The 16,914-nt window shown below is 57.8% G+C and carries 20 protein-coding genes and 1 pseudogene; 12 read left to right on the top strand and 9 right to left on the bottom strand.

Features of this window, described 5'->3' with window-relative positions; genetic code table 11:
- Positions 1-12: 12 nt before the first annotated feature.
- The 3 genes from AC1Z3F_RS16050 to AC1Z3F_RS16040 all read right to left on the bottom strand — a co-directional run bounded on the left by AC1Z3F_RS16050 (position 13) and on the right by AC1Z3F_RS16040 (position 2,402).
- Positions 13-720 carry a GNAT family N-acetyltransferase gene (locus tag AC1Z3F_RS16050; protein ID WP_262198504.1) on the bottom strand — a complete coding sequence of 236 codons (708 nt, stop codon included), beginning with the start codon at positions 718-720 and terminating at the stop codon, positions 13-15.
- 96 nt (positions 721-816) lie between these two features.
- Positions 817-1,224, bottom strand: coding sequence for a molybdenum cofactor biosynthesis protein MoaE (locus tag AC1Z3F_RS16045; RefSeq protein WP_022875540.1), 408 nt, complete (start codon positions 1,222-1,224; stop codon positions 817-819).
- The gene (locus AC1Z3F_RS16040) at positions 1,221-2,402 is read right to left on the bottom strand and encodes a ThiF family adenylyltransferase (RefSeq protein WP_483566217.1); all 1,182 of its coding nucleotides are present in this window, start codon (positions 2,400-2,402) and stop codon (positions 1,221-1,223) included. Before AC1Z3F_RS16040 ends, AC1Z3F_RS16045 begins: the two co-directional genes overlap by 4 nt.
- 37 nt (positions 2,403-2,439) lie before the next feature.
- Between AC1Z3F_RS16040 and AC1Z3F_RS16035 the strand changes: the two genes are divergently transcribed.
- The 5 genes from AC1Z3F_RS16035 to AC1Z3F_RS16015 are packed head-to-tail and all read left to right on the top strand — an operon-like array spanning position 2,440 to position 5,121.
- A complete protein-coding gene (locus tag AC1Z3F_RS16035; RefSeq protein WP_262198507.1) occupies positions 2,440-2,691 on the top strand; it encodes a MoaD/ThiS family protein in 252 nt (83 codons plus the stop codon).
- Positions 2,692-2,694: 3 nt separating this feature from the next.
- Entirely contained in the window at positions 2,695-3,927 is a 1,233-nt protein-coding gene (locus AC1Z3F_RS16030; protein ID WP_483566216.1) for a molybdopterin molybdotransferase MoeA, read from the top strand.
- Positions 3,920-4,396, top strand: coding sequence for a cyclic pyranopterin monophosphate synthase MoaC (gene moaC / locus AC1Z3F_RS16025; protein WP_131090451.1), 477 nt, complete (start codon positions 3,920-3,922; stop codon positions 4,394-4,396). The genes AC1Z3F_RS16030 and moaC overlap by 8 nt, the downstream gene beginning before the upstream one ends.
- The gene (locus AC1Z3F_RS16020) at positions 4,386-4,877 is read left to right on the top strand and encodes a MogA/MoaB family molybdenum cofactor biosynthesis protein (RefSeq protein ID WP_444612685.1); all 492 of its coding nucleotides are present in this window, start codon (positions 4,386-4,388) and stop codon (positions 4,875-4,877) included. Before moaC ends, AC1Z3F_RS16020 begins: the two co-directional genes overlap by 11 nt.
- 34 nt (positions 4,878-4,911) lie before the next feature.
- Complete coding sequence (locus AC1Z3F_RS16015) at positions 4,912-5,121, top strand: DUF1653 domain-containing protein (RefSeq protein WP_131090453.1); 210 nt, start codon at positions 4,912-4,914, stop codon at positions 5,119-5,121.
- A gap of 1 nt (position 5,122) precedes the next feature.
- Here AC1Z3F_RS16015 and AC1Z3F_RS16010 read toward each other — a convergent pair whose 3' ends face one another.
- A complete protein-coding gene (locus AC1Z3F_RS16010) occupies positions 5,123-5,554 on the bottom strand; it encodes a MarR family winged helix-turn-helix transcriptional regulator (protein ID WP_131090454.1) in 432 nt (143 codons plus the stop codon).
- Positions 5,555-5,632: 78 nt separating this feature from the next.
- On the opposite strand from AC1Z3F_RS16010, the gene AC1Z3F_RS16005 reads away from it, so the two are divergent.
- Positions 5,633-6,730, top strand: a complete 1,098-nt coding sequence (locus AC1Z3F_RS16005) for an ABC transporter permease (RefSeq protein WP_131090455.1) — start codon at positions 5,633-5,635, stop codon at positions 6,728-6,730.
- Positions 6,731-6,791: 61 nt separating this feature from the next.
- On the opposite strand, the gene AC1Z3F_RS16000 is transcribed toward AC1Z3F_RS16005, so the two are convergent.
- A complete protein-coding gene (locus AC1Z3F_RS16000; RefSeq protein ID WP_131090456.1) occupies positions 6,792-7,430 on the bottom strand; it encodes an alpha/beta hydrolase in 639 nt (212 codons plus the stop codon).
- 215 nt (positions 7,431-7,645) lie between these two features.
- Between AC1Z3F_RS16000 and AC1Z3F_RS15995 the strand changes: the two genes are divergently transcribed.
- Entirely contained in the window at positions 7,646-8,584 is a 939-nt protein-coding gene (locus tag AC1Z3F_RS15995; protein ID WP_165477390.1) for an esterase/lipase family protein, read from the top strand.
- On the opposite strand, the gene AC1Z3F_RS15990 is transcribed toward AC1Z3F_RS15995, so the two are convergent.
- The 4 genes from AC1Z3F_RS15990 to AC1Z3F_RS15975 form a co-directional block, all read right to left on the bottom strand.
- Complete coding sequence (locus AC1Z3F_RS15990; RefSeq protein ID WP_131090457.1) at positions 8,585-9,370, bottom strand: IclR family transcriptional regulator domain-containing protein; 786 nt, start codon at positions 9,368-9,370, stop codon at positions 8,585-8,587.
- 75 nt (positions 9,371-9,445) lie between these two features.
- Complete coding sequence (locus AC1Z3F_RS15985; protein WP_131090458.1) at positions 9,446-10,102, bottom strand: 3-oxoacid CoA-transferase subunit B; 657 nt, start codon at positions 10,100-10,102, stop codon at positions 9,446-9,448.
- Positions 10,099-10,773, bottom strand: a complete 675-nt coding sequence (locus AC1Z3F_RS15980) for a 3-oxoacid CoA-transferase subunit A (RefSeq protein WP_131090459.1) — start codon at positions 10,771-10,773, stop codon at positions 10,099-10,101. Before AC1Z3F_RS15980 ends, AC1Z3F_RS15985 begins: the two co-directional genes overlap by 4 nt.
- An 18-nt stretch (positions 10,774-10,791) precedes the next feature.
- Complete coding sequence (locus AC1Z3F_RS15975) at positions 10,792-12,003, bottom strand: thiolase family protein (protein WP_131090460.1); 1,212 nt, start codon at positions 12,001-12,003, stop codon at positions 10,792-10,794.
- Positions 12,004-12,212: 209 nt separating this feature from the next.
- Between AC1Z3F_RS15975 and AC1Z3F_RS15970 the strand changes: the two genes are divergently transcribed.
- The 5 genes and pseudogenes from AC1Z3F_RS15970 to pcaG all read left to right on the top strand — a co-directional run bounded on the left by AC1Z3F_RS15970 (position 12,213) and on the right by pcaG (position 16,911).
- Entirely contained in the window at positions 12,213-13,406 is a 1,194-nt protein-coding gene (locus AC1Z3F_RS15970; RefSeq protein WP_131090461.1) for an MFS transporter, read from the top strand.
- 9 nt (positions 13,407-13,415) lie between these two features.
- A complete protein-coding gene (locus tag AC1Z3F_RS15965) occupies positions 13,416-14,165 on the top strand; it encodes an IclR family transcriptional regulator (protein ID WP_131090462.1) in 750 nt (249 codons plus the stop codon).
- Between the two features lie 128 nt (positions 14,166-14,293).
- A pseudogene (locus AC1Z3F_RS15960) lies at positions 14,294-15,490 on the top strand (4-hydroxybenzoate 3-monooxygenase).
- Positions 15,491-15,526: 36 nt separating this feature from the next.
- Positions 15,527-16,333, top strand: a complete 807-nt coding sequence (gene pcaH, locus AC1Z3F_RS15955; RefSeq protein ID WP_131090464.1) for a protocatechuate 3,4-dioxygenase subunit beta — start codon at positions 15,527-15,529, stop codon at positions 16,331-16,333.
- Positions 16,333-16,911 carry a protocatechuate 3,4-dioxygenase subunit alpha gene (gene pcaG / locus AC1Z3F_RS15950; RefSeq protein WP_483566215.1) on the top strand — a complete coding sequence of 193 codons (579 nt, stop codon included), beginning with the start codon at positions 16,333-16,335 and terminating at the stop codon, positions 16,909-16,911. Before pcaH ends, pcaG begins: the two co-directional genes overlap by 1 nt.
- Positions 16,912-16,914: the final 3 nt, after the last annotated feature.

Genomic DNA, 16,914 nt, shown 5'->3' with positions numbered 1-16,914 from the left:
GTGCGCTGCGCGCTAGCTCTTGAGAATTACAGTGGTTTGGGTCCCTGCATACTCAAATCCGGCGCGCATAGCTGTTCGGATGGACGCTGCGTTGTCGACGTGCACACGCCACTGAGGAATCAGGCCAGCGTCGAGTGCATGCTGTTGAGCGATGGCAACTGTCTGAGAACCGAGTCCACTTTGCCGATTGGCAGGTGCGACGAGCGCGCCGAGGTGGGCCAGTTTTTCTTCCCACACGTCGTAGCCAGCACCTGCCATAGGCGCCGACTCATTCTCAGATTCGCTAATCATGATGAAGGTATTTTCCATCTCGCTCAAGCCGACTTCTGCGATGTCTTTGGATGGGCAGGCTTTTTCGAGATCAATGGCGTGCTCTCGCAGACGGCTCACCTTTGCATTGGGGGTAGGCAATATTGGGGCCGTATCGCTGTAGTACAACTTCGCTTCCCCTAGAGGTTTTCCTCCATAGGGAGCACTGAGTTCTAGAAGTTTCGCGTGATTGACCAGATCTGAATCGGGTAAATTTCGTCCGGCTTCAATCGCCCATGAAGGGCCAACCAAGATCCCTGTGCCGAACAACGAAACGAACATGAGTACGGCGCTATCGTTCTTTTCGCGATAAACGCGATTCTCGCCCCGCTCCAGTGCTTCGGCCGAAATGCCGAGTATCGATGCCCAAGAGTCTCGAATAGTCGCGATGGTTTCGGGGTGCAAGGTCATGCTGAAAGATTAGCGGATTGTGCCTGAGGCGCGTCTTGTTAACGGACTGAAAGAGTCTCCAAGACTGCTGTTCCAAGGATTCAAGCAATACTTCGTCTACAGCCCAACCCATTCTGAACTGCCGGAAGTGAAGTGCTGCTTCTTCCAGATTGGGACCTCGGCCTTGATGCGTTCCACGAGGTTCTCAATCGCATCGAATGCTTCCTTGCGGTGCGCGGCCGCCGAGGCAGCGACCAACGCTGCATCACCAATCTTCAGCGGACCTACGCGGTGCACTGCCGAGAGCTTCAGACCGGTGCGTTCTTCTTCCTCGGCGATGATCTTCTCAAGGAAGTCCTGTGCCTGCGGATGGTGCGAGTAGTCCAAAGAGTTCACTGATTGGCCGCCGTCGTGGTTGCGAATGATTCCGTGGAAGAGCACTACCGCTCCGGCGGTATCGGACTGCACGGCATCGCGGACTGCGGCCTCGTCGATGGGTTCTTCGGTGATCAGCGCGTAGCTCACGAGCGGGCTCCTTCGGTAGGTGCGGGTTCGGCCAGCAGCTGCGGGGCCACCTCAGCCAGTGCGGGAAGCCCGCCTTCAAGGTAATTCGTTGTGATGCCTTGACCGGCGAGCAAGGATGCTGCGCGTTGCGAACGCGGACCACGAGCGCAGTAGACCGTCACCTGCTCTGGGATCTGATCTAGAGCTGCGCCCGATTCAATCGCGGCTTCCAATTCCGGCAGGGGTAGATGCAAGGAACCGGCAATGTGCTGCTGCGCGCGTTCGTCATCATTGCGTACGTCCAACAACACCGGAGCGTCCGTTCCGGCTAGCAATTCGGCGAGCGCTTGGGCGCTGATGCTCTGGGCTTCGGGTAGTGAACCAGAGCAGAAGAGCACGTAGTCGATCAGCTCGGTGACTTCAGTGCCTTGCGGGTCCCGGGAGAATTCGAGGGTTCGGGTGTTGGCGGCCAGCGCATCATAGATCAGCACCTTGCCCACCAGCGGGGTGCCGATTCCGGCGATCAACTTCATCGCTTCGGTGGCTAACAGCGAGCCGACGGTTCCGCACAATCCCGGTAGCACTCCCCCGGCGGCGCAGTCGGGCACGGTGCCCGGGGCCGGTGGCACCGGGAACAGGTCACGGTAGCCGGGGCCGTGTTCGTGCCAAGCCACGGAGACTTGTCCGTGGTGTTGCAGGATGGAGCCCCAGATCAATGGAATCCCGGTGAGTTGGGCCGCGTCATTGGTCAGGTAGCGGGTCGGGAAGTTGTCACTTCCGTCGATAACCAAGTCATAATTCGCAAAGATCTCTAACGCATTGGATGAATCCAAGCGCAGATTATGCTCGATGATTTCCACATTTGGGTCCAGCGCTGTGGCAGCTTGAGCCAGTGAAGTGGTTTTGGCCAGCCCGATATTGGCGGTGGTGTGGGTGACTTGGCGATGCAGGTTAGATAGCTCCACGACGTCATCATCAACGATGCCGATGGTGCCTACGCCTGCTCCGACTAGATAAGGGACGCTGGCGCTGCCTAGTCCTCCGGCGCCGATGACCAGCACCCGGGCGGCAGCCAGTCTGCGCTGCGCGGTGTCATCAAATCCGGGCAGGGTTAGTTGGCGCGCGGCTCGTGCAGCCTGTTCTTCGCGCAGTGCTGGCCCGGGGGCTACAAGCGCGGGAAAGTCGCGTTCACTTTTCATCGTGCTCCTTATCGCTGTGGCGCGATAGCATGAAGTCATGTCGAAGATTACGATACGCTACTTCGCTGCCGCGGCGGCAGTAGCGGGCTGCGAGCAGGAGAGCTGGGAACGCCCCGAAACGCTCGCGACGCTGCGTAGCGAACTGATCAATTCCTACGGGACAGAAATGGCACAGGTTTTGCGTGCCGGAAGTTTCCTGATCAATGGAGTGGTGCGCCGCGATGCCGGCGAGCTTGGTTCAGCCGAAAATCTTACGGTGGATGTTCTGCCACCATTTGCTGGCGGATAACCGATGACCTGCACCTTAGAAAACCATCAAGCCGAACTTGTTGCCGTGCTGTCCCCGGTCTTTGCTTCCTTAGATAGCGAAGTGCTGCCCACTGATAGCCCCGAGGCTGCTGATCGGATCCTTAGCGAGGATCTGTACGCCCAGTTACCTATCCCTGCGTTCACCAATTCGCAGATGGATGGATACGCTGCACGTAGCGCGGACCTGGCCACTGCAACATCTTCATCCCCGGTGACTTTGCCGCTCGGATTCACCGCTGCCGCTGGCGATCAGCAAATCACTTTGGCCGAAGGTACCGTCAGCCCGGTGATGACCGGTGCGATGATCCCGCTCGGCGCCGATACCGTGATCCCGGTAGAAGAGAGCGTCACAGGAACATTCCCTGAGTTGGTTCGAGCGAATCAAGGGGCCCCGAGCGGGCAGGCCACTTTCACCGCACCCAGTGAACCGGGGCGCTTCATCCGCCCTGTCGGTGTTGATCTGGAAGCCGGCGCGTTGGTAGCCAAAGCCGGAACCCGGCTGACCCCCACCATGATTGCCGCGCTGGTTTCCAGTGGACTGCGGGAAGTTTGTGTACGCCGTGACCTAAAGGTGGCGGTGTGCACCACGGGGGACGAACTCAGCGATGATCAGCGCTCCGAAGGTCAGATCCCGGACTCCAACTCCCCCATGCTCGTTGCTTGGTTGCGCCGCTATCAGGTGCAGGTCCGCACACTGCAACTACCTGATGATCCTCAAGGCTTTGCACTGGCTATTGATGCGCTGCAAGAACAGGTAGATCTAATTCTGACGGTGGGCGGCATCAGTGCCGGAGCCTATGAGGTGGTCCGCCAAGCTCTTTCGCCATTGGGTGGTTCCTTCCACCATGTGGCCATCCAGCCTGGTGGCCCGCAAGGTTTCGCCCAACTGCCTCAGGCAGCGGTGCTGTGCTTCCCCGGTAACCCGGTTAGTGCGCTGTTATCGGTTGAATTGTTCTTGGCTCCGTTGTTGCGCAAGTTCAACGTTTTGCCCGAGCCGGTATCGCAGCATTACCCGCTGGCCGCCAATGTCAGCTCACCCGAGCATAAACATCAGGTACGCCGGGCGGTGATCCGCGAGGGCCAAGTGGAAATCCTGGATCCGGGCTCGCATCTGGTCCACGACCTGGCCCGCGCCGATGCGCTGGTACATATCCCGGTCGGCGTCAGCCAACTGACTGCTGGGCAGCAAATTGAAACTTGGAGCATGAATGTCTGAAAAACTTACTCACCTGCGTGAAGACGGCAGCGCCCACATGGTTGATGTCAGCGACAAGGCTGTCACCAAGCGTGTTGCTACCGCAGAGGCCATCTTTGTCACCCGCGAAGACGTGGTTCCGATGCTGATGACCGGCAATCTTCCTAAGGGTGAGGCCTTAGGCACTGCTCGGGTTGCGGGCATCATGGCGGCCAAGCGCACCTGGGAACTGATTCCGCTGTGCCACCCGTTGCCGATTTCCAAGGTGTCCATTGACTTCGAGGCCCAGGATGCCGCGGTGCGTGTTATCGCGCAGGTAACCACCAAGGGCGTCACCGGGGTGGAGATGGAAGCGTTGACGGCGGCCAGCGTAGCCGCATTGACCCTATACGACATGGTCAAGGCCGTAGATAAGCACGCCGAGGTTCGCTCCGTGAAGGTCTTGGCAAAGTCCGGTGGCAAAAGTGGCGACTGGGTTCGTGAAGACTAACCGTCAGGCCGCGGTGGTGGTTGCCTCGACCAGCGCTGCTGCGGGAACTGCCGTGGATAAAACCGGCCCGCTGATCCGCCGGTGGCTGCGTGAGCGCGAGTTCCAAGTGGTAGACCCCTTGGTCGTAGCCGATGGGCAACCGGTGCACGATGCCGTTCAAGAACAGCTCGCCGCCGGCACCTCGGTAGTGATCGTTACCGGTGGCACCGGGGTCTCCCCCGATGATCGGTCCCCCGAGATGGTCGAACCACTTTTGGATGTGCGACTTCCGGGGATTATTGAGGCCATCCGACGTCGTGGTGAGGCTTCAACTCCGCTGTCGATTATCACTCGTGGGGTGGCCGGCTTTGCCGGCAAGACTTTTGTGATCACCCTGCCCGGTTCCACCGGCGGGGTCAAAGACGGATTGGCCGTGCTGGATACCGTCCTGGAACATTTGCTCACTCAGCGCAGTGGCGGCACCGGCCACGGACCGCGCTAAAAACACTACTTACTTTGATCAGAAAGACTGAAATATGAGCGTCGAAGCTGGAATCTACCAACACTTTAAAGGACAACGCTACGAGGTGCTGGCCGTGGGCAAACACAGCGAAACCGAGGAACCACTGGTCTTCTACCGCAAGCTCTACGATGACTACAGCTTCTGGGCCCGTCCGCTGGAAATGTTCGAAGAGACCGTGGACCGCGACGGCTACAGTGGGCCACGGTTTGTGAAGGTTGCTTAGACTACTGTGAATCTGCCTCGTTGTAGCGCTCAAGCGCTGCGGCGAAGTCGCTAATTTGTTCCGCGCTCCAGCCTTCCAACCGCTCAATGACCGCGGCTCGATGTACGGCAGCCGAAGCATCTAGTCGTTCTTGACCTAATTTGGTGAGCTCCAGAATGCGGCCTCGTCCGGCTTCTGAATCGTCGTAAGCCGCGTAGCCCAAATCGAGCAGCGTACCGACTTGGCGCGAGACCGTTGAACGATTCAGTGAGAACGCTTCGGCGATATCGGTGGCCCGAGACCCCGGCGTATCGGCGATGAACCGTAACAACGAATGCTCCACCGTGCTCAAGGGCTCAGCAAGTTGCCGTGAGCGTGAGTTTGCTCGTCGAGTGATCATCTGCATGTGATGGTAGACGGACTCGATGTCTGTTTCCCGTTCTTTCCTGCCCATAACCCCGAGTCTAGTACGTGGCGGAGAACTCAAGATTTTATGTTGCACAATGCAACACAAGCGGTATCCTTAAAACATATGACTGCCACCGACACCACCGCCCCCAGTACCCCCGCTGCCAAGCATTCCGACTCCACGCCGCACAAACTTACGCCCCCTAAGCCTGCACCGAAGGGATGGGGAAAGCTGGCGCGAACCATGCTGATTCCGTTCTTCTTGTGCGCCATCATGGGTTTGTTCTACCTCGGAGCTTTCCATCAGCCCACCCCGCACAATGTGCAGGTGGCAGTGGTTGGAGATTCTGCAGCCACCAAGGTTTTTGCGCAGACTTTGCAAGATGAATCGGATGGAGCACTGAATGTGCGCACCGTCCAGGACAACCAGTCCGCACAGCAGTTGGTGGAGAATCGTGAAATCGTAGCCGCTTACGAATCAACCAAGGATTCGGCCACGCTTTACGTTTCGAGCGCCGCTTCAGAAACGTCGGTGAACGTCGCACAAAAAGTCTTCATGAACGTGGCCTATAAGCAGGGGCAGCCATTCCACGTTGCCGATGTGGTTCCTACCGGAGAAAACGACACTAGTGGACAGGGTCTATTCTTCTTACTCGTCGCACTGAGCATTGGTGGTTACGCCAGCGCCGTGCCACTGGCCGGGTTCATGGGCAAGGTCAAACTATCAGTTCGCTTTGCTTTGGCAGCACTAGCAGCAGCAGTTATCTCGACCATCGCCGTGGTTGTTTCCGGTCCGATCTACCACGTCATCAATAATCACTACGCCGCCATTTGGCTAACATCGTGGGTCTACGCCGTCTCGATCATCATGCTCGGCATGGGATTACACCCAATGCTTCGCCACTGGACCACACCGATCTTGACCATGTGCTTTGTGGCCTTGAACTTCACCAGCTCCGGTGGCATCTTCCAGCCAGCCATGCAGCCAGGATTCTTCGGCGCACTGAACACCTTCTGGAATGGCGCCGGGTGGCTACATGCCGTTCAGACCATGGTCTACTTCCCAGGACAAGGAATCGGCATGGATATCCTGCGCTTGATCATTTGGCTAATTCCCGGCGCAGCCTTGATGGTCGCGACTCACATCTGGAGCGCGCATAAGACGCGTCTAGCTAACGAGAACGCAAAGATTGAAGAAGTAGAACGGACCGTGGCCGCCTAGTTCGCCTACTAATTCCGAGTCGCCACTAGCCTCACCGAAAGGTGAGCTAGTGGCGATTTTTTTATTCTGCAGCGTCCAGTTGGCTGGCCACGTGCGAGCGAACATCCAACAGTTCGTCCGCATTAATTCCATGGGCTAGACCCGGATAGATACGTTCGGTCAATGTGGAATATTGAGGCAAGAATTCACTGGTCCGCTGGATAGCTACCGGGGCAATGACTTGATCCTGCTGGCCTCGGCCCCAGAAAACGGCCGGACGCTGCCTAGCAAGGGACGCGTCTCCGGGTTGGGTAGCGCCGAGTACAAAACCACCAAGGATTGTTGTAGCCACCACGCGTTCAGGGCGGGTTCGCAATAGCTGACTTGCCATCAACCCGCCCTGCGAGAATCCGATGGGGATGATCTTGATTTCAGGGGCAAGATTTTCCTCAACCCATGCCCAGATCAGCTCGGTCGCAGCTTCGACCGGCGCCGCATCAGGAACCCCAGGGGTAACGATCTCGAACCACGCAGCCCCGCCATACCCCAATTCCAGAGGCGCACGCAGCGAAGCCCACGGCAGAGACAGCCCAAGTGGTTCCGCGAGGGTGCTCAGATCATGCTCATTAGAGCCGAACCCGTGCAAAAAGAGCAGCACCGCACCCGATTCAGGGCTCTCGCTCCATTGCGTGGAGCGTACGTCATTTAGCTGTTGAGCCATGCTCGCGGTACCTCATCTGATCTTTGAAAAGTCTTCCAAAAACAGCATAACGTATTTAGTTGAAGCTACAACTACTTTTTTAAAGGTAGATCCACTACTGAATCAAACGAGCTTGTCAGCGCACACGAGTCCACTCTTATCCCGCGTCGACATGCAACGTCATCAACCAAGTAAGCGACCACTAACCCTAGACAATCGGTAAAAGTATTGTGATCATGGTCACATGCTACTCGGAAGTAACGGGTGGTATTCCATCACTGCCACCGAAGGACATCATTCAACGACGCATTCTCTCCGGCCTGGCTGCGCTATGCTTTGCCGCGGCTACACTCGCAGCACCAGCCATCGCACCAAGTTCAGGAAATACCGCTCAAGCTCAGAGCACCAGCACCGCTTCACTGAATGTCAGCCCCATCGGGGCCAACAACTGGAGCTGCGTGCCAAGCGCAAAACATCCCACCCCAGTGGTTCTAGTTCACGGAACTTTTGAAACCATGGCCGACAACTGGCTCACCCTTTCACCAACCCTCAAACGCCAGGGGTACTGCGTTTACGCCTTGAACTATGGGCTTGAAGGTGGGCTATCGGGCACCGGTGATATCCGCGAATCCGCAGCACAGCTCAGTGATTTTGTGGATCGGGTGCGTGCGGCCGCCGGAACCCAGAAAGTAGATATCGTGGGGCACAGCCAAGGCGGAATGATGCCTCGCTGGTACATGGGCGGAGCCAAGTACGTCAACGACCTTGTTGCCGTTTCACCTTCAAACCATGGCACCCAAGGAGTCATCGCGCCGTCGAGCACCGGTATGAAGCTGATCGGTGTTGTTGGAGCTGTCGCCTGCGACGCGTGTATTGATCAGGTGGCCGGAAGTGAGTTCTTGCCCGAGCTCAACTCCATCGGTGACACCGTCAATGGTCCGGACTACACGGTGATCACCACCAAGTACGACGAAATTGTCACGCCGTACGGTTCGCAGTTCCTCGACGGTCCAGATCAGAAGGTCACCAATGTTCTCATACAAGAAAAGTGTCCATTAGATCTCTCCGGTCACCTGACGATCAACCATGACCCGGTAATGCATCGATTGGTGCCCAACGCACTGAGCACCGATGGGCCAGCCAATCCGGCCTACCGACCGTCGTGCACCATCTAACTATCGGCTAGTGGCTAAGGCTTCGCGCACCTGCTGGGCAGCCTGAAGTAATCGAGGCAAGATCGCTTGGGCTGCTGCTTGAGCGCTCTGCTCGCTGGCCGGATGCACGCTCATAGACACGTTCATCGCCGCCGCCACGGTGGAGTCTGCATTGAAGATTGGTACCGCTACCGAGCGCAATCCAATCTCCAGTTCCTGATCAACTACCGCGTAGCCCTGCGTACGGATCTTTTCTAGTTCCTTGCGCAGGGCTGCCGGCGTTTTCAGGCCCATGCCAGTGCGAGATTCAAAGCCCTGCGCCAAAACTTCTTCGCGAAGCTCATCGGGTCCAAAGGCCAACAGCACTCGACCCATGGAGGTGTTGACCGCAGGGAATCGGGTACCGACAGAAATGCCAACACGCATAATCGAGCGGGTGTGCACGCGGGCAACATAAACAATGTCGGTGCCATCAAGTACCGAGGCAGAGGCTGATTCATGCACTTGCGCGGAGAGATCTTCAAGCACTGGTTCGATCAGCTGCGGCAGGGTGGCGCTGGACAGATAGGCATAACCCAGCTGCAGAACCTTGGAGGTCAGTTCAAAATGCTTGCCGTCTGAACGCACAAAGCCCAGCTCTTGCAAGGTGAGCAAAAAGCGTCGGGCGGTAGCCCGTGAAAGTTCGGTGCGTGCGGCGACCTCGGAGAGAGTCATCGACATATGCTCCGCGTCAAAGCAGCTGATGACGGCCAAACCGCGGGCCAGGGACTGGACCGACGTTGAAGGTGTTGCCTGCTCGCTCACCATACTCCTTGCATGCGTAAAAACTCTGATGGGGTGCCCTCCACCAGATGGAAGGCACCCCACTAATCTACTGTGTCTCTAGGCCCAGGTCAGCTCAACTGGGACCTTGGCCTGCAATTCATCGAAGCTGATGCCGTGAGTCGAGCGCACAAAGACCTTGCCATCGCGCAGTTCGAAGATCGCAACCTCGGTGTAGATCCGCGAAACACAACCCAGCCCGGTGACCGGGTAGCTCAGGGTTTCCACCAGCTTTGATTCACCTGCCTTGGTGAACAGGCTCATCATCACCCACGTCGCTTTGGCTCCGATGGCCAGGTCCATGGCGCCGCCAACTGCGGGAATCGCGCCTTCGGCGCCGGTGTGCCAGTTGGCCAAGTCGCCAGCCTGCGAGATCTGGAAGGCGCCAAGTACACAAACATCCAGGTGCCCTCCACGCATCATCGCGAAAGAGTCAGCATGGTGGAAGTAGGCTGCACCAGCTAGTTCGGTGACCGGGATCTTGCCGGCATTGATCAAATCCTCATCAATGTCTTCACCGGTGGCTTCTGGGCCCATGCCGAGCATGCCATTTTCGGTGTGCAGGGTGACGCCCTGCTGCACCGTAAGGAAGTTGGAAACGTTGGTCGGTTGGCCAATACCCAAATTCACAAAGGCTCCGGCAGGAATGTCGCGGGCTACCAGCTGCGCCATTTCATCGCGGGTCAACTTTGCTTCGGTGGTGCGCACATTCGTCATTCTTTTTCTCCTCCAAGAGCTACCACGGTGTCAACATAGATCCCCGGGGTGATCACGTGCTCCGGATCGATGCTTCCAATCTCCACCACTTCATCAACCTGCACAATCGCGGCCTTGGCCGCGGTGGCCATAATCGGCCCAAAGTTTCGCGCGGTTTTGCGGTACACCAGATTGCCGAAGGTGTCGGACTTCAGCGCCTTGATCAGGGCGAAGTCGGCATGGATGGGCGTTTCTAAGACATAACCTTTGCCGTCGATAATCCGACTTTCCTTGCCTTCAGCGAGCAACGTGCCATAGCCGGTAGGGGTGAAGAAGCCGCCGATGCCGGCTCCCGCGGCGCGAATGCGTTCGGCCAAATTGCCCTGCGGAACAAGTTCCAGTTCAATCTCCCCGGCGCGGTAAGCCTGGTCAAAATGCCACGAGTCGGACTGGCGAGGGAAGGAGCAGATGATCTTTTTGACGCGGCGTTCCTTGATCAACAGGGCCAGACCAGCATCGGCTTGGCCGGCATTATTGTTGACCACCGTCAGATCGGTGGCGCCACAATCCATGAGCGCATCAATGAGCTCCATGGGCTGTCCGGCATTGCCGAATCCGCCAATCAAGATGGTGGAGCCGTCACTGATTTCTGCGACGGCGTCCGCCGCGGTGCTGGCAATACGTGGTGCCATGATGATTTCCTCTCGAAGCTATTTGGTGGCGTTGACGTTTTCGATGACCACGGCAAGACCTTGGCCTACGCCGATGCAGATGGCAGCCAGTCCATAACGTTCGCCGGATTCCTGCAGGCGTCGGGCCAGTGTGCCCAGGATCCGCAGTCCCGAAGCGCCCAGTGGGTGACCGATAGCGATAGCCCCTCCCCAAGCGTTGAGAATTGTAGGGTCGATATCCCAGGCACGGATGCAAGCAAGGGACTGTGCGGCGAAGGCTTCGTTCAGTTCCACCGCTGCAATATCAGACCACTTCAGGCCTGCTTTATTCAGCGCCTTGTTGGCCGCTTCCACCGGGGCAAAGCCGAAGAATTGCGGCTCCAAAGCGGTAGCGCCATTGGAGACGATGCGCGCGATGGGATCTTGGCCCAACAACGCACCACCCTTTTCGGAACCGATAAAGGCCGCCGAAGCGCCATCGTTCATCGGTGAGGCGTTGCCTGCGGTGACCGTGGCGTTCTCTCCGGTACGAAATACTGTGCGAAGCTGCGAAAGGCTCTGGGCGGTGGAGTCAGCGCGGATGGTTTCATCGCGGGTTACTTCGGTGCCACGCTTATTGGCTGGCGGTACGGAAACAACTAGATTGTCATACTTTCCGGCGTCCCAAGCGGCCGCAGCCTGCTGGTGCGAAAGAGCGGAAAATTCATCCTGATCTTCACGCGAAATGTTGTGCTTTTCGCGCAGCTGTTCGGTGGCCTCACCGAGTGAGACGGTCCATTCGCCCGGCATGGCTGGGTTAACCAGACGCCAGCCAAGGGTGGTGTTGACCAGCTCTAAGTTGTTCATCGGGAAGGGACGCTCGGTTTTTGGCAGTACCCACGGGGCACGGCTCATCGACTCAACTCCGCCAACCAAGATAAGGTCCGCGTCCGAGGTGGCGACTTGACGTGAAGCGGCAATCGAGGCATCCAACGAGGAACCACACAAGCGGTTCATGGTGGTGCCGGGCAGTGAGGTTGGCAGACCGGCGAGCAACGTTGCCATGCGGGCTACGTTTCGGTTTTCTTCGCCGGCTCCGTTGGCATTACCAAAGATGGATTCATCGATGGTGTTCACATCAAGCTTTGGCGAACGTGCAACAAGTTCGCGCACCACATGCGCGGCCAGATCATCCGGGCGGTGGCTAGATAGCGCGCCACCAATCTTGCCAAAAGGGGTGCGAATTGCGTCGTACAGGTAGGCCTGCTGCATAGTCTCACTGCTCCATTGCTGAAAGATGTTCACTGTGTGAACTTAAGTTCGTGAGATGAACTTTACTAGCCGCCGAGAATCTAATCAAGGGAACCTTTTGATTTGTTCACTTCTTGAACATTGGTGCGCTCTACGAAAGTGGTGCTACGATCACATCGCCGTGACACGCATCACTGGCGATGCCAACAGAGATCTCAAAGGGGCGACTCATGTCTTCAACACAAGGTGACACTCAAAAACTCAAACTCGGCGGCTGGATCGCCGCACTCTGCTTCTTCATCGTGGTCTTCGAGGGCTACGACATTGTTGCCCTAGGCGCTACCATTCCAGTGTTGACCGACCCAAATGTCGGCGGGTTCAGCGTGAGCCAAATGAACTGGGTCAACACCTTCTCACTGATTGGCGTCGGTGTCGGAGCCGCAACAATGGGACGGCTGGCCGACCGCTTTGGACGACGTCGCCCACTGCTGATTGCAGTCCTCGTCTTTTCGATCTTCACCTTGCTCTTCCCGTTCCTGCCTAGCGCCTTCTTGATGGGCACCTTCCGCTTTATTGCAGGCCTAGGACTTGGTGGTTGCATGCCTGTGGCCTTGGCGTTGATGCAGGAAAATGCCCCGGTAGGGCGGCGCGCACTGGCCAATAATCTGCCGATGGTTGGCTACCACCTGGGTGCAGTGCTGGCATCGCTGGCAGGCAAGGCCGCCGGGGTGCACTGGTCGGTACTGTATTTCCTCGGCGGCGGACTGGGCCTGGCCCTGCTGGCGCTGCTGTGGTTCAAGCTTCCCGAAAGCGAAGTGATCGCCAGTAGTGAGCGCACCTCAATTTCCGATGTACTCAAACCGAAATACCTGCGCACCTCAATCGGCCTTTGGATTGCCGCATTTATGGGTCTGGTATTGGTCTACGGTCTCAACGCTTGGCTTCCTAAGATCATGGGAGCTGCTGGTTACCCGGTGGCCGATTCGCTGACCATGCTCTTTGTATTGAATTTGGGCGCCATCGCAGGGCTGTTTATTAGCGCCTACGCAGCTGATAGCAAGGGCATCAAACTTGTCTCGCTGATCTGGTTTGCCGCCTCGGCAGCACTGTTGCTTCTGTTGGCAGTACCTTTTGGAAGCCAAGTTCTTTTGACCGCAGTCCTCTTTGTCACCGGCGTTTTTGTTTTCTCCGCCCAGTGCCTGATGTATGCCTACGCAGGGCACGTATACCCGCGCAACCTGGTGGCCACAGGCATTGGACTAGCCTCGGGCATCGGCCGTTTTGGCGCCATCATTGGCCCATACATCACCGGCCTGATGGTGGCTGCTGGCACCGCATACCCGGGAGCATTTTTCCTTTACGGTGGCGCCGCACTGCTCGCCGTGTTGGTCATTGCTCAAATTCCAAAGCCACAGCGTAGTTAGAGTTGTTCCATGGCCAATTCTCCTAGTGGGGATTCAATGTTGGACCGCTTGGTGCGGATCTTGGATTCCTTTGACGCGAACAACCAATCGCTCAGCGTGAGCGTTTTGGCGCGCCGGGCAGATATCCCCCAAGCGAGCATGTATCGACTGCTGGACTCAATGGTGGCCCATGATCTGCTCAGCCGCGATGCGTCCGGGCAGGTTCGCTTGGGCTTGCGATTATGGGAGCTGGCCAACCGTAGCGCCACCACTCAAGACCTGCGTACGGCGGCTCTTCCCTTCATGGAAGACATCAACCAGCTTCTTGGGCAGAACACTCAACTCTCGGTGTTGCACCAGGACGAAGTGCTGATCATTGAGCGTCTTTCGCGGCCCGGCTCGGTAGTTAATCAGGCAAACGTGGCCGGCCGCATGCCGGTTCAACGCACTTCCATGGGAATGGCTCTTCTCGCGTTCTCCCGCCCGGAAATCATCGGTGATTATCTGTCCCGTCACGATGCCGTCATGACCGCTTCCCATCCAGATTTCCGGGCGAAGATGGCTGAGATTCGCCGTACCGGCTATGCCTCATTTGATGGCTTCATCGATCCGGAAACTACCGGCGTTGCCGCGCCAATTCTTGATGATGCTGGCTACCAAGTCGCGGTCATTTCCGTGGTGCTCCCCCGCCAGACTCGTGCGGTGCAATCGGCCGGGCTGGCACTACGCACGGCGGCGCGAGGAATTTCTAGAGCACTGCAGCTAGGTGGAACCGCCTAGGACGAGGACTGGGTCAGTTGAAGTACCTGATGCACTTTTCTCATTCAATGAGAAGCGAACTGAATTCACACCTGTGACGCAAGCATCATTGTGCAAGACCCATTTCCCGGCACTGACAGGTAGGAACCATGGCAAAGGCGCCACGCATCCTGAAGACCAAGGTTGGCATCATCGGCGGCGGTCCCGCCGGGCTGATGCTCTCGCACCTGCTGGCTACCTCGGGCATCGAGAACGTCGTGGTGGAAATGCGCGATCACGAGACGATCCGCAACACCCACCGTGCTGGCATCCTCGAAGCCCAAGCAGTCACCATGCTCACCGAGTCCGGGGTCAATGGTCGAGTACTCACCGAAGGTGACGAGCACGCAGGAATCGACCTACGCTTCAACGGCGAATCCCATCCCCTAGACTTCCGTGACCTAGTTGATGCCACCGTGACCTTGTACGCGCAGAACGAGGTGTTCGTGGATTTGGCCGCAGCTCGTAAGCGCGATCGAGGAGATGTGCGGTACTCGTGCGAAGTCACCGAGATCCTGGACATGGAGACCTCCACCCCGAAGTTCCGCTTCACCGATGCGCAAGGTGAGCTCTTCGAGGTGCACGCCGATGTAATCGTTGGGGCCGACGGCTCCCGCTCTTTCGCCCGACGCCAGATGCCACAAAAGCTCGCCAAGGATTTTAAAGTCTCCTACCCCTTCGCTTGGTTTGGAATCCTCACCGAGGCCCCAAAGTCCGCAGCGGAACTGATCTACGCAAACTCGCCGCACGGCTTTGCGCTGATCTCCCAGCGCAGCGAAACTGTACAGCGCATGTACTTCCAATGTGATCCCAACGAGGACGTCAACGCGTGGAGCGATGACCGCATCTGGGCCGAGCTGCAAAAGCGCGTGGACGGACCGGATAACTTCCAGCTACAAACCGGACCCATCTTTGATAAGACCGTTTTGGGCTTCCGCTCCTTTGTCCGCGAACCACTCTCGCATTGACGGATGTTCCTGATCGGCGATGCCGGACACACCGTCCCACCCACCGGGGCCAAGGGCCTGAACTTGGCCTTCGCCGACGTCAAAGTACTCTTCGAAGCGCTGGATTCATTCTTCTCCACCGGCAGCGACAAGCTGTTGGACGGGTACTCGAACTTGGCACTCAAACGAGTCTGGAAAGCACAGAACTTCTCCTACTGGATGACTTCCATGCTGCACACCCCGGTGGGCGGCGACCCGTTCATGGCCAAGCGTGCCCTCGGTGAATTGGAAACCGTCACCTCCTCACGCTTCGGCCAGCAGTATCTCGCCGAGTCCTACACCGGCTGGCCCCACGCATAACACCGCACCCACACAAATTTTCAGAAAGGAGCCACCATGAGCGCCAACAGCAAGACACTGGATCCAGCAGCCACCACGGCCACGCAGGAAGAGATCAGCGCCGAAATCTCCAGCACGCATGAGGACTACCGCCAGCAACTGCTGGCCGGCAAAAAGGCAGAAACCCAGCCCCGAGTGGACTTTGCCTCCTACCGCTCCTCACTATTGCGTCACCCCACCAAAAATCTGCACCACGCAGATCCGGAAACCATCGAACTGTACTCCCCGGCCTTCGGCCAGCGTGACGTCCACGCCCTGGAATCAGACTTAACCATCCAACACAACGGTGAACCGATCGGCGAGCGCATCGTGGTTTCTGGCCGAGTACTTGATGGCGACGGCCGCCCGGTGGTCGGTCAGCTGGTGGAAATCTGGCAGGCCAACGCCGCCGGTCGTTATGTGCACAAGCGCGATCAGCATCCAGCTCCGATTGATCCGAACTTCACCGGGGTCGGCCGCGCCATCTCAGGAGCCAACGGCGAGTACTCCTTCACCACCATCAAGCCGGCACCGTACCCGTGGAAGAACCACCACAACGCGTGGCGTCCGGCGCATATCCACTTCTCGCTGTTCGGTACCGACTTCACCCAGCGGATGATTACCCAGATGTACTTCCCGGGTGATCCGCTGTTTGCACTGGATCCGATCTATCAGTCGATCACTGATCAAGACGCACGCGACCGGCTGGTCGCTACCTATGATCATTCGGTCACCAGCCACGAATGGGCCACCGGCTACAACTGGGACATCGTACTGACCGGGTCCAACCGCACCTGGATGGAAGAAGAAGAGGCGGATCACTAATGTCGCAAGCTCCAGAATTGAAGCTCACCCCCACTCCAGGACAGACCATCGGCCCGTTCTACGGTTACGCGCTGCCCTATGAGAAGGACAATGAGCTGGTCAACCAGGCGCACCCCAACTCGGTGCGACTACACGGCGTGGTCTATGACGGCAAGGGAGAGGTCATTCCCGACGCGCTGCTAGAAATTTGGCAGGCCGATGAGCAGGGCCAGGTGGTCTCGCGCGAAGGCTCGCTGGTTCGTGATGGTTACACCTTCACCGGTTGGGGCCGAGTAGCGGTAGATAACGTCGGTGGCTACAACTTCACCACGCTGAACCCGGGCGCCACCGAAGAGGGCAAGGCACCGTTCATCATGCTTACGGTCTTCGCCCGCGGTTTACTCAACCGGCTATTCACTCGGATCTACCTGCCCGAGGATACCGAGGCGCTGGCCAATGATCCACTGCTGGCTTCGTTACCTGAGGCAGAGCGCAAGACGTTGATTGCTACCCGCGAAGAGGATGGATCACTGCGCTTTGATGTTCGTTTGCAGGGTGAGGATGAAACCGTGTTCCTTTCCTACCCGCGCGAAAGCTAGGCG

The sequence above is a fragment of the Glutamicibacter sp. MOO4 genome (genome assembly GCF_056934395.1).
Note: the sequence above shows the minus strand (reverse complement) of the source record. Positions and strands in the feature narration are given on the sequence as shown.